This window comes from Pleionea mediterranea, assembly GCF_003148745.1.
In the GTDB taxonomy this organism is placed as follows: Bacteria; Pseudomonadota; Gammaproteobacteria; order Enterobacterales; family Kangiellaceae; genus Pleionea; species Pleionea mediterranea.
Genome location: NZ_QGGU01000008.1, coordinates 47251 through 59924, shown reverse-complemented (window position 1 = coordinate 59924; position 12674 = coordinate 47251). Strand labels below are relative to the sequence as shown.

15 protein-coding genes are annotated in these 12674 nt (G+C 40.3%); all 15 read left to right on the top strand.

The window, feature by feature from the left end; translation table 11 throughout:
* Positions 1 to 4: 4 nt before the first annotated feature.
* The 15 genes from C8D97_RS11625 (at position 5) to flhB (ending at position 12673) form a co-directional block, all read left to right on the top strand.
* Complete coding sequence (locus C8D97_RS11625; protein ID WP_109764122.1) at positions 5 to 904, top strand: CheR family methyltransferase; 900 nt, start codon at positions 5 to 7, stop codon at positions 902 to 904.
* Complete coding sequence (cheD, locus tag C8D97_RS11620) at positions 897 to 1538, top strand: chemoreceptor glutamine deamidase CheD (RefSeq protein WP_245411441.1); 642 nt, start codon at positions 897 to 899, stop codon at positions 1536 to 1538. The genes C8D97_RS11625 and cheD overlap by 8 nt, the downstream gene beginning before the upstream one ends.
* Positions 1539 to 2567, top strand: a complete 1029-nt coding sequence (locus C8D97_RS11615) for a protein-glutamate methylesterase/protein-glutamine glutaminase (RefSeq protein WP_109763950.1) — start codon at positions 1539 to 1541, stop codon at positions 2565 to 2567.
* Positions 2568 to 2765: 198 nt separating this feature from the next.
* Positions 2766 to 3065, top strand: coding sequence for an STAS domain-containing protein (locus C8D97_RS11610; protein ID WP_109763949.1), 300 nt, complete (start codon positions 2766 to 2768; stop codon positions 3063 to 3065).
* A 193-nt stretch (positions 3066 to 3258) separates the two neighbouring features.
* Positions 3259 to 4953, top strand: a complete 1695-nt coding sequence (locus tag C8D97_RS11605; RefSeq protein ID WP_109763948.1) for an ATP-binding SpoIIE family protein phosphatase — start codon at positions 3259 to 3261, stop codon at positions 4951 to 4953.
* 1 nt (position 4954) lies between these two features.
* Positions 4955 to 5272 (top strand): Hpt domain-containing protein, encoded by a 318-nt coding sequence (locus tag C8D97_RS11600; RefSeq protein ID WP_109763947.1) that lies wholly within the window; start codon positions 4955 to 4957, stop codon positions 5270 to 5272.
* Between the two features lie 106 nt (positions 5273 to 5378).
* Positions 5379 to 6911 (top strand): flagellar hook-length control protein FliK, encoded by a 1533-nt coding sequence (locus tag C8D97_RS11595; protein WP_109763946.1) that lies wholly within the window; start codon positions 5379 to 5381, stop codon positions 6909 to 6911.
* A 435-nt stretch (positions 6912 to 7346) separates the two neighbouring features.
* Complete coding sequence (locus tag C8D97_RS11590; protein WP_109763945.1) at positions 7347 to 7856, top strand: flagellar basal body-associated FliL family protein; 510 nt, start codon at positions 7347 to 7349, stop codon at positions 7854 to 7856.
* 2 nt (positions 7857 to 7858) lie between these two features.
* A complete protein-coding gene (gene fliM / locus C8D97_RS11585) occupies positions 7859 to 8869 on the top strand; it encodes a flagellar motor switch protein FliM (RefSeq protein WP_109763944.1) in 1011 nt (336 codons plus the stop codon).
* Positions 8862 to 9254, top strand: coding sequence for a flagellar motor switch protein FliN (fliN, locus tag C8D97_RS11580; protein WP_109763943.1), 393 nt, complete (start codon positions 8862 to 8864; stop codon positions 9252 to 9254). Before fliM ends, fliN begins: the two co-directional genes overlap by 8 nt.
* Before the next feature lie 5 nt (positions 9255 to 9259).
* Positions 9260 to 9694: a flagellar biosynthetic protein FliO gene (fliO, locus tag C8D97_RS11575; protein WP_109763942.1), complete on the top strand. Its 435-nt coding sequence runs from the start codon at positions 9260 to 9262 to the stop codon at positions 9692 to 9694.
* On the top strand, positions 9684 to 10448 hold the full coding sequence (fliP, locus tag C8D97_RS11570; protein ID WP_109763941.1) for a flagellar type III secretion system pore protein FliP: 765 nt from the start codon (positions 9684 to 9686) through the stop codon (positions 10446 to 10448). The genes fliO and fliP overlap by 11 nt, the downstream gene beginning before the upstream one ends.
* A gap of 48 nt (positions 10449 to 10496) precedes the next feature.
* Positions 10497 to 10766, top strand: coding sequence for a flagellar biosynthesis protein FliQ (gene fliQ, locus C8D97_RS11565; protein WP_109763940.1), 270 nt, complete (start codon positions 10497 to 10499; stop codon positions 10764 to 10766).
* A complete protein-coding gene (fliR, locus tag C8D97_RS11560; RefSeq protein WP_109763939.1) occupies positions 10766 to 11545 on the top strand; it encodes a flagellar biosynthetic protein FliR in 780 nt (259 codons plus the stop codon). The genes fliQ and fliR overlap by 1 nt, the downstream gene beginning before the upstream one ends.
* On the top strand, positions 11546 to 12673 hold the full coding sequence (gene flhB, locus C8D97_RS11555; protein ID WP_109763938.1) for a flagellar biosynthesis protein FlhB: 1128 nt from the start codon (positions 11546 to 11548) through the stop codon (positions 12671 to 12673).
* Position 12674: the final 1 nt, after the last annotated feature.

Below are 12674 nucleotides of genomic sequence, written 5' to 3'. Positions count from 1 at the left end.
GAATATGGCGACAGTACTAAAAAAGCAGTTTGAGTTTACAGCAGCCGATTTTACTACTGTTCAAAAGCTTATTCATCAATACGCCGGAATTAACCTTAACGACCATAAGTTTGAAATGGTTTACAGTCGACTGGCTCGGCGACTGCGTGTTTTGAATATTTCAACCATGGCCAACTATTTAAAACTGGTACAGAGCGACCACACTGAAAGCATACACTTTATTAATGCTATCACCACAAACTTAACTTATTTTTACCGTGAAACGCATCATTTTGATTATTTAAAACAAAATATATTGCCTGAATTGTCATTGAAACATAAGGATGATAAGCGGGTTCGATTGTGGAGTGCGGGATGCAGCACTGGTGAAGAAGCCTATAGTATAGCCATGTCGCTTCATAGCTTTTGTCTAAATAAAAAGCACTGGGACATTCGTGTGTTGGCGACCGATCTTGACACCAATGTGTTAAATGCTTGTGAGTACGGTGAATACCCTACAGATAAATTAGATAATGTTTCAGCGAGTGAGAAAAAACATTATTTTAATTTTCATCAATCTTTGGCAACTGTGAAGCCCAAACTTAAAAAATTAATAGCGTTCAAACGATTGAATTTAATGGAGCCCTGGCCCATGTCAAAAAAGTTTGACGTTATTTTTTGTCGAAATGTACTCATTTATTTTGATCGCTTAACTCAGAATAAATTGATTCAACGATTTGCTCGTCAACTTTTACCTGGGGGCTATTTAATTCTTGGTCATACAGAATCAATCGGCAATAATATTGATCTGTTCGAAACCAGAGGACGAACAATATTTCAGAAAAGACAGCAGTCAGTAGAGAAATTAAGTCAATATTTCGAAAAAGGAACGAACAAAGCCAAAAGAGTTGAGCAACGTGATTAAGTTTCTTAAGCCAAAGATACCTGAAGCATTACCAGGGTTTGATACTGTTGCTCGCTATTATGATCGCCACAATCAAAAAGTAGCTGCCAAGATAAAACCCGGTGAATACTATGTTAGTAATACGGATGAATTGATAGTGACTGTTCTGGGCTCCTGTATCTCTGCCTGTATCCGTGACCGAGTTAATCATATTGGTGGAATGAATCATTTTATGTTGCCGGTAACGGATGAAGAAAAATTTACTGGTGCAAATGCTCATAAAGGCGCCGCTCGATACGGTAATTTTGCCATGGAATTTTTAATCAATAATATTTTAAGAAATGGCGGCGAAAGACAACATCTGGAAGTTAAGTTATTTGGCGGGGCTAAAGTTATCAAGAAAATGTCAGATGTCGGCGATCGAAATATCCAGTTTATCCATGAGTATATGAGTTCTGAAAACCTTCAAGTTTTGGCTTCTGATCTGGGGGGAAATCATCCTCGAAAAGTGTTGTATAACCCTTTAACCGGGGTTGTAAGGGTTAAAAAGCTTCGCAACCTTCACAATGACACCATTGTTAGAAGAGAAGATCGTTATCTGAATGATATTCAAAGTGATCAAACGGTTAAAAGCGATATAGAGTTATTTGACTGAATGAAAAAAATTCGCGTGCTAATTGTTGATGACTCAACGCTGGTAAGGTTGATGCTTGACCGTATTTTGTCGAATGATGCTTCGATTGAAGTTATTGGGCATGCGGCGGATCCTTACGAAGCCAGAGAAAAAATAAAGCGATCGCAACCTGATGTCATCACACTTGATATCGAAATGCCTAAAATGGATGGCATTACCTTTCTAAAGAACTTAATGCGACTTAGACCGATTCCGGTTGTTATGATTTCAAGTTTGACCCACAAAGGCGCAGATATAACCATAAAGGCATTATCACTTGGTGCTGTAGACTTTGTCTGTAAACCCAGTGGTGACCTTAAACAGCAATTAGCCAGTTATGGCGATGAGATCATTAACAAAGTAAAGAACGCTGCGAATGCCAATGTCACTTCAACGGCTTCAAATAATGCTTTAGTCAAGAAAGCTCCGATACATCAGAATAATCGATTTGAAGTGATAGGTTTGGGTGCATCCACAGGCGGTGTAGATGCCATTAAAACAATCGTTACCCGCTTACCCACAGGCTTGCCACCCATAGTGGTGGTTCAACATATACCGGATGTTTTCTCTACATCTTTTGCGAAGCGACTCGATAATATGACGGACTTAAAGGTTATTGAAGTCAGACAGGCGATAGTGATGCAGCCCAGTCACCTTTATATCGCTCCGGGAGATGATCATTTATTTATTGAGCGTGTCCACGGCAAACTAGTGGTAAATATTAATCATAACGATCCCGTCAACTTACATCGGCCCAGTATCGATATAATGTTTGAATCTATAGCAAAAACTTCCGGTAAACGAAGTATCGGTGTTATATTGACCGGTATGGGCAGTGATGGAGTAAATGGATTACTTCAAATAAAGCGAAATAACGGAATTACTATCGCTCAAGATAAAGAATCCAGTGTGGTTTGGGGAATGCCTGGTGCTGCTATTGCATCCGATGCTGTATCTAAAGTCATTTCACTGAACAGGATCGCTGATGCGTTGGTTCGTATGAATCACTAACGCTAAAATGTTCATTTTATACGGTTTATTCTTGCGTAATTACACTTATATTCTATCATTAACAACAGGTGAACTAATCTAGAAGCCTTGTGTATGGCGAGGTTTGGAAATGTTTGTCAAAAAAGCACTTTAGCTGTAGGTAGTACCGTCACGTATAGCTTTAATAACGACCTGTTGATACATTTGGAGAACACATTTATGGCAGTAACCAGCTCAAACTCCGGTTCAGAGTTGAACATTAAAATAACCGGTAAGTTCGATTTTAGTTGTCATCAGGATTTCAGGGCTACTTACGAAGATTTGACGGATAAACCACAAAGATTTGTGATTGATTTGTCAGAAACAACCTATCTCGATTCTTCAGCATTGGGCATGCTCTTATTGTTAAGAGATTACGCTGGAGGAGACTCTGCCAAAGTTGTGATTGAAAACTGTAATCCCGAAATTAAAAAGATACTATCCATTTCTAATTTTGAACAGTTATTCTCGATCAGCTAATCGAAATGCAATATACCGATTCAATACTCTGGCGCTTTTAAACAAGCGCTTATGCGTGTTTGAAACGATTAATATGAAGTGTCGAATAATCATGTTTAACAGACTTGCTGTGTGATTGACTCTTAAAAACGCCTCCAATGAACCTTCTATTTATCACATCTCTCCTATCATTCGATCATAAGATTAAGCCATTGTGAAAATACTAATTGCGGAAGACAATTTTACCGATCGGCTCATTTTGCGCAAAATAGTTGAGCAGCAGGGCTATCAGGTGTGTGAGGCAGAAAATGGGGTGGAAGCCATTGAGGTATTTAATAAAGAACAACCGGATTTGATATTACTGGACGCATTGATGCCTAAACTTGATGGCTTTAATGTTGCCAGAAAGTTGAAAGCTGACCATCCTGAAGCATATATACCCATAATTTTTATCACTTCATTAACTGAAACTGAATCTTTGGTTAAATGCATTGAAGCCGGTGGTGATGACTTTTTTACCAAGCCATTCAATCGCGTAATTTTACAGGCAAAAATAACCGCTTTTAAACGCGCTAAAGCGCTTTATCAAACAGTGCTCGATCAAAAGCAGGAAATAGAGTTTCACACCCAACATATGATGCAAGAGCAACAAATTGCGAAACGTATTTTCGACAATATTGCGCATAAAGGTGCCTTGGGTGATCCTTGTATTCGCTATTCGGTTTCGCCCATGTCGGTATTTAATGGCGATATTTTACTTGCTGCAAAGCGACCGTTGGGCGGTATGAATGTATTTTTGGGCGATTTTACCGGGCACGGCTTATCGGCATCCATAGGTGCATTACCCGTTAGTGATATCTTTTTTGGTATGACAGCAAAAGGGTTTGAACTGTATGAAATAGTAAAAGAGTTAAATAATCGATTAAAATCCGTCTTACCAGTAGGCTTTTTCTGTTGCGCAATTGCAGCTGAAATTGATTTTGAAGATAATAATATTAAAGTCTGGAATGGTGGGCTGCCCGATGCTTATTTAATTAATAAACATACCGCTGAAGTAGAAGAAATTAAATCGAACCATTTGCCACTGGGTATAATTGGCGAAGAAAAATTTCAGGCTAAAATGGATGTTCGTCCGTTCAATGACGGCGATAGCCTGTTTTTATATTCCGATGGTGTTATTGAATCTGAAAATGAAGCTGGAGAGCTATTTGGCCTTGATAGACTGCTTGTTTCAATATGTGATGGCGCAAGCCGCGGTGAAGCCTTTGATACGGTGACTGAAGCCGTGAAAGCTTTTAGAAAAACAACAGAGCAGGGCGATGATATCACCTACATGGAAATTAAAAATCATAAGGAACGGGATGTTCAGGCCTATGAAGAAGTGGACGAAGTGTTTAGAAATGACGGCCCCAGTGATTCCTGTTTAAATATGGAACTTGGTCCTCGCTCACTTAAAAACTACAATCCTTTGCCCAGTATTTCACAGCACCTGATGGAAATTGGTAATCTGCGAAGTTATCGCACACAGGTAATGACCATTATCACTGAGCTGTATTCGAATGCGCTTGAGCATGGTGTACTAGGACTTGGATCTGAGTTGAAAAAATCAGCCGATGGCTTTGCTGAGTATTACCGCCAGCGAGAGGATAAGTTAACAAAGCTGGAACATGGGTATATTAATATCAAGGTGACCCATAAGAATCTAGACTCAGGTGGGCAGCTTGAACTGATTTTTGAAGACAGTGGCCAAGGGTTTGATTATAAAACGATGCAAGATAAAGCATCCTCTTCTAAATTAAGTGGACGAGGATACCCTTTGGTCATAAGATTGGCGGAATCTGTGGAGTTTTTTAATAATGGTTCCAGTGTCAGAGTAATATTTAGCTGGAAAGCAACAGGAAGTAAATAGTATGAAAGAAACCATTGAGCAATTGAAAGAGTTATTAGGTGATGATTTCAATGAGTTGGTTGTGGCTTTTGATCAGGACAATCGAAAACACCTGAGTAATATTGCTGAGCACATTAAATCGGCAAATCATGAACAGGTTGCCCATGAAGCACACAGTATAAAAGGGGCAAGCAGCAATCTGGGGGCTGTTGAACTGGCGGCCAAATGCGAGGCTTTGGAACACTCTGCGCGAGAGGGCGATCTGTCTCAGGCTAGCGAGCTGCTCACAGCTATTGAACATCACTTCGAATTAGCGGTTAAAGAGCTTAAATCGGCATAAGCCAAGATTTATAGTAATAAACACGCTTTAATATTTGAGCGCATGACTCTATATTGGCACCCGTATTGCACTATCTAAGTCATTGATAGACTTATGAGGCAGTACAGTGTCACAAACTATTCTTCAATCAACCTCTGTTACCAGCAATACAGCTCGTGATAAAAGCAATGAGACCAGCGCTCAGGGCAGTGCTAATTCTTTGAAATTTAAAGGAATAATGTCTGGCGTTAAGGATGGAGGGCAATCTGGCAATCAGCACGATGCAAGCTATAAAGTGCGGTCTAAAGAAGAGATGTCTGAAGGCCAGATAAGCGGCAAAAATATGCCGTCCAGAGAGGCTTCTGACTCAAATAATACTATTTTCGATAACGCTGCTTTCGATGAACTTTCTAATGGAGCGGATTCAGGGGTTAATACGGAGCAATTACAATCACCTAAATTAACCAAGCAAGCATTTATCGAGCAACTGTCCTCTGAGTTTGAACAGCAAAGTAATAATGTAATTGTTAGTCCTTCACTGAAGAGTCAAGTGGAAGCAGATGCAGTAGTAGATAGCAAAACTGCCCTTGATCCGAATAACGCTAAGGGGAATCAAAGTGCTCACTGGCCAAATCTACCTGGCCTGTTATCGGCAAACCTCAACTCAAGTCAATTATCGGGTAACCTGACTGGCAACTTGAGTCAGCCCTTAACTGCTCAGGCGCAAGCCAATGATTCGGGTAAACATCAATTCAATGTCAATCAAACCAATGGTCAGTTTCTCAATGATACTGTATTGAGTAATAACCTATTAAACACTCAGAAGCATTTATTCAGTGACTCTATGTCGCTAACATTTGGTGATCCCATGGCGGCTGATGATAAACATAAACTTGCATCAATCGTTCAGGGAAGTTTGAACAGTGATAAACCGTTAAAACTATCGGAACAAAAAGCGTCAATTAATTTTTCTTCATTAATTAGCGGTGAAACTTCAGGAGATGAGGTTTCCAAATTGTCTCGGCTTGAGTCGGGATTGCTGTTTGACGCAGAAAAACCCTTTGCAAATCTTAAATATTCATCGTTATCTGCAGGCCAAAATACTACTGCGTTTGAGCAAAGCAGTTTGGCAGCTAAGTCCATGTCCACTAATACATCAATGCATCCAGTGCTTTCATCCGAAAGTAATCTTGATGGTAAATCTACCGTGAAAGAGTCGACACTGAATTCATCACCTTTGGTACTGCACAGTAAAAACTGGCAATCTTCATTTACGCAAAAAATCAACTGGATGCGAAGTGGCGCACTTGAGCGAGCCGAAATTCAGTTGGACCCAAAGGAGTTGGGCCCACTTAATATTCGGGTCAGTCAGTCAAACGGTGAGCTTCAAATCACGGTACAAACTTCACACAGCCAAACCAGAGAATTGTTTGAGCTTAATCAGGAACGGTTAAAAGAAATGTTGCAGGAGCAGGGGATGAATCTCTCGCATTTTGACGTACAAAGTGAGCAACAAAACGCTGAATCTGATGATTCACTGTCCGAGAACGGTGAGCAAAACTCACCGTTGGCGAACAGCGATGTTGACGTGAATGAAGAACAATCGAAAACCATCCAAACCACTCAACTATCTCTGGGCCAGCTCGACTTCTTTGTATAACGATGCTGGCTTGGGCTAAAACGCCTGAGCACTTATGTGGCTCAGGTATTTCTGCTCAAATCAATTCTTATAGGCTTTTAGCAACCTGGTTTTTATTTAGGTTTCTTGTTAAATCCTTTATTGCACGCTAGTAAAAACCAGCCAATCTCATCAGCTAATCACACCAGTTAATCACCCTCCACTCACTCCATAAAATCACAATAAATTCTTAAGTTAATGAGTGTCGGAATTTTGTCACTTTTATTCAATAATAGTTTAAGCGATGTTTGAATCATCTTGTGAGTGCATACAATAGCTTTCTAATATACTGATATTAAAGGGAATATATTTAAAGTGCCTTTGGTGGCACTATGTTTGCATTCTTAGCCGCAGGTACCTTTTGTTTACGAAAATGAAAACGAACAATCGCCATGATTATTACAACAGGAGAGTCACATGGCTGAAGAAGAACAAGAACTCGAGTTAGATGTTGAAGAAGGTGGTGGCAGTAAAAAGAAGCTGATCATCATTATTGCTGCGGCTGTATTACTGCTGGGCGGTGGTGCTGCGTTTTTCTTTATCGGGGGAGACGATACAGCGGCCATAGATGAGCAAACCGAAGAGCAAACAGAGCAAGAAGCCAAGTTACCCGCTATTTATGTCGGTGTGCCCGGTGCGATTATTTCGCCAATTAAAGGCGAACGCAAAGATCGCATGGTGCAAATTAAAATGAGTTTTGTCGTACGTGGCCCTGAGTCAGAAGACAAAGTGAAAAAACATATGCCACGACTCAAAAATGACCTGTTAACACTGGTCAGTCAGTCTAAAGCCGATGTGATTATCACGCCAGAAGGTCGTAATAAGTTACAGCAGGATTTACTCACTGTTGTGCAACAAACCATGACCCAACTTGAAGGCGACAACCACATTGAAAAAGTTTTGTTCGTTAGCTTTGTGATGCAATAGTTATGGTTACTGACTTATTAAGCCAAGACGAAATTGATGCCTTATTACACGGTGTTGATGACGGTGATATAGACGTTGATGAATCTGAGGGAACGCCCGGAGAGGCGACACCCTATGACTTTACTTCGCAAGACCGCATTGTTCGCGGTCGCATGCCTACACTAGAAATGATCAATGAACGATTTGCCCGTCATATGAGGATTAGCCTGTTTAATCTGATGCGTCGCAGTGCTGATATTTCTATTAACGGCATCCAGATGATTAAATTTGGAGAATATGTACACAGTCTGTTTGTACCAACCAGTTTAAATATGGTCCGCGTTCGTCCGTTACGCGGAACCGCACTGTTTACTCTTGAAGCAAAACTTGTATTTATACTTGTGGATAATTTTTTTGGTGGAGACGGACGCTTCCACGCAAAAATTGAAGGACGAGAATTTACCCCAACAGAACGACGCATTATTCAAATCTTACTGGAACAATCCTTTATAGATTTAAAAGAAGCCTGGTCTCCGGTAATGAAGGTTGATTTTGAATACATGGATTCAGAAGTAAATCCTGCGCTGGCAACCATCGTTAGCCCATCTGAAGTAGTGGTTGTGTGCAGTTTTCATATTGAGCTTGACGGTGGTGGTGGAAACTTTCATGTCACCATGCCGTATTCAATGATTGAACCTATTCGAGAAAAATTAGACGCAGGTGTGCAGAGTGATCGGGACGATATTGATTCACGCTGGAGTGAAGCTTTAAAAGAAGAAGTGATGAGTGCAAAAGTGGGGTTATCGTCTACCTTGCTCGAGAAAAAAGTAACCTTAAGAGATGTCATGAAATTTAAAGCAGGCGACATCATTCCTATCGAGATGCCTGAAAAAGTCGTGGTTGATGTGGGTGGGCTGCCTTCTTTCAGAGCCCGTTATGGTCAATCGAAAGATAAAGCGGCTTTACAAATAATTGAAGATATACCACGCGGTCATATCACTAAAAATTTGATTGAGGATACTGAAGATGAGTGAAGAAAATGATGTAAATCAGGATGAAATGGCTGATGAGTGGGCGGCTGCAATGGATGAGCAAGATGACACTGAGTCAGCACCACTGGATGACTTAAAAGATGAAAGTAAAGGCGGTGGTCTTAATAACGAAAACCTGGATGTGATTTTAGAAATTCCAGTGTCTTTATCTATGGAAGTGGGTCGTACCAATATAGCTATTCGTAACTTATTGCAGTTGAATCAGGGATCGGTTGTTGAACTCGACAGGTTAGCTGGTGAGCCTCTGGATGTGTTGGTAAATGGAACACTGATTGCGCACGGTGAAGTTGTTGTGGTGAATGAAAAGTACGGCATTCGCCTGACCGATGTTATGAGCCCTAGTGAACGAATTAAAAAATTAAAGTAATCACCATGATATTTCGATTATTCGTTTTGTTTACAGGTTTAATGCCCTTATCTCTAAGTGCTGTTGAAAAAACCAGTGAAAAAATCACCAAAGTGCCATCGATGGCTGGTTCGGTGATGTCGGTAGTCATAGCGTTGATATTTATTATTATTGTAATTTTGGTATGTGCCTGGTTATTACGACGTCTTGGTGGTAATCAATTTCATGGCAACAATGCAATAGAAGTGAAAGCCAGTCATATGTTAGGCACCAAAGAGCGGCTGGTGATTATAAAAGTTGATGGTCGTCATTTATTACTGGGTGTCACCCCACAAAATATTCAACGCCTCGATGAATTATCTGACACTTGTATCCCTGTAAAATCTGACGCGCCTGTATCCTTTCAGCAAGCTTTTTCCAGTCAGGTAAAAAAAATGATGGGGAAAACTGATGAGCAGTAAACGAATAATTCAAGCCATCACTTTATTAGTGATGGTAGTAATTGGATCATCAGCTGCTTTTGCTCAAGAAGCATCGGGCGCATTACCAGCGCTTAAGGTGATCAATACTGCAGACGGAGGACAGGAATATTCCGTTACACTGCAAATATTAATCTTAATGACCATGCTGACGTTTTTGCCAGCCATTGTCATAATGATGACCAGCTTTATTCGTATCTCAGTGGTATTTGCCATTTTAAGACAGGCACTTGGTTTACAACAAACGCCTTCAAACCAAATATTGGTAGGACTGACTTTATTTTTAACCTTTTTTATTATGGCGCCGGTAATTTCACAAGTAAATGACACTGCCGTTCAGCCTTATTTGAATGAAGAGCTAACATCTATGCAGGCGATTGAAGAGGCAAAGAAACCTTTTCGCCAGTTTATGTTGTCACAAGTTCGTGAAAATGACTTGATGATGTTCTCTGATATAGCCGATGTCACCATAGAAAATAATGATTACAGTGTGGTGCCATTTTCAGTATTGGTGCCTGCTTTTATTACTAGCGAACTTAAAACGGCTTTTCAAATTGGTTTTTTGGTGTTTATTCCATTTTTGGTGATCGATCTGGTTATCGCCAGTATCTTAATGGCCATGGGTATGATGATGTTGTCGCCCATGATCGTTTCTTTACCCTTTAAAATTATGTTATTCGTATTGATCGATGGTTGGTCACTAATCATTGGTACTTTGGCTAGCAGCTTTGGCTAGTGCTATGAATTACTTTTTATCAACAACTGAATCAATAGAGGGGGTTCTATGACGCCAGAAATTGTTGTTGATGTATTCAGTCAGGCGTTTGCTTTGGTAATAATGTTAACCGGTACCATAGTATTACCCGGATTGATTGTTGGTCTTATCATTGCCATTTTTCAGGCAGCAACCAGTATCAATGAACAAACTCTAACTTTTTTACCGCGTTTGTTAATGACATTATTGGCCTTGTCATTTTTAGGCCACTGGATGGTCGGTAATCTGGTTGAGTTTGCTACTTCTCTTTATCTCAGTATACCAGAGCTTATCGGCTAATGGTCATTGAGTTTTCCGCCATTAATGATTGGTTGGTGCATTATATCCTTCCTTTTTCCCGGATCGCAGGCATGATTTTAGCCATGGTGGTTATTGGCACTCGCTCGGTATCACCTCGAATTCGATTGTTTTTAGCGCTTAGTGTAACTGTTGTTGCAGCACCAATGATTAAAACAGATGTTGCCTTGGATTTATTTAGCTTTCAGGCAATTATTCAAGTGATAACGCAAACCTTGATTGGAATAGGAATTGGGTTTGTTACTCGTGTTGTATTTGAAACTTTCGTGATTGCTGGTCAGGTGATATCAATGCAAACTGGTCTGGGCTTTGCATCGTTAATTGATCAGAATACAGGCGTCAGTGTTCCGGCACTTGGTCAAATGTTCGTGATGATGGCTACGCTAATCTTTTTAGCACTTGATGGGCATTTACGATTAATCGAATTGATGATTTTAAGTTTTGAATCATTACCAATAAGTGAGTCACATTTGTTTTTTGTGCAACTGGATAAATTTGTTTACTGGGTGGAAATGATTTTTTCGACCGCTTTTATGATGGTTTTGTCTGCCATTGTTGCATTATTAGTCATGAATTTAAGCCTGGGTGTTATGACACGTTCGGCGCCTCAACTTAATATTTTTGCCGTAGGCTTTCCAATCATGACTGTTGTCGGAATGACGATAATCTGGCTGTTATTAAAAAGCTTTTTGCCTCACTTTATCAATCAGATCGACCGCGGTAATCAAGTGGTCTGTCAATTACTGCTGCTGGAGTGTTAGATGGCTGAGCAAGACAGTGGTGAACGTTCCGAAAAGGCAACGCCCCGGAAAGAACAACAGGCAAAAAATAAAGGACAGGTTCCCCGATCAAAAGAGTTGACCACTGCTTTTGTGCTTATTATCAGCCCATTGGCATTGATGATGACATCCGGTGCGATCGCTAAAGGCTTTGTAAAAGTGGGTGATATTTCTATGTCCGTTGGTCGCAACCACTTATTTAATGACCAATATTTAATGGATGCATTAGCCGCAAGCATGTGGGCCGTTTTTTCTGCTTTGATAATTTTCTTTGCGGCTGTTTTTATAATGTCATTAGTAACACCTGTATTATTGGGTGGTTTTACCTTCAGTGTGGGATCGCTTGCTTTAAAAGGCAATCGACTATCTCCAAAAGCAGGTTTTAAACGTATGTTAGGTCCAACCGCTGCTATGGAGCTGGCAAAAGCCGTTGGCAAATTTTCTTTGGTCGCTTTTATTGCGTTTTTAATTATTGATTCAAACTTTAACAAATACATGCAGCTTGGACGATCAACACCACATCAAGAAGTGGTTGAAGCGATTAATTATATTTTGGTTGGCTTATTGTTGATTTCTTGTTCTCTTATCATCATTGCGATTATTGATGTACCGTTTCAAATGTGGAACCACTCCAAACAATTAAAAATGACCAAGCAAGAAATTAAAGATGAGTACAAAGAAACAGAAGGGCGGCCGGAAGTTAAAAGCAAAATAAGACAAACACAACGTGAAATGTCTCATCGTCGAATGATGGAAGCCATTCCTGAAGCTGATGTTGTAGTGACCAACCCGGAGCATTTTTCGGTCGCTTTAAAATACGATCAGTTTAGTGGCGGAGCACCCATAGTGGTTGCCAAAGGGGCGGATGAAGTGGCGTTTAATATTCGTAAAGTAGCTAATGCGCATCATGTACCTATTATGCAGGCACCTCCTTTAGCACGAGCTATTTTTTACACCACTAAACTTGATCAAGAGATCCCTGGCGAATTGTATTTAGCGGTGGCTCAAGTACTCGCCTATGTACTGCAATTAAATGAATATAAAAAAGGTAAAGCGGCACGACCCAAACCTATCCGTGATTATCCTATACCTGACTCTATGAAGTACTAGG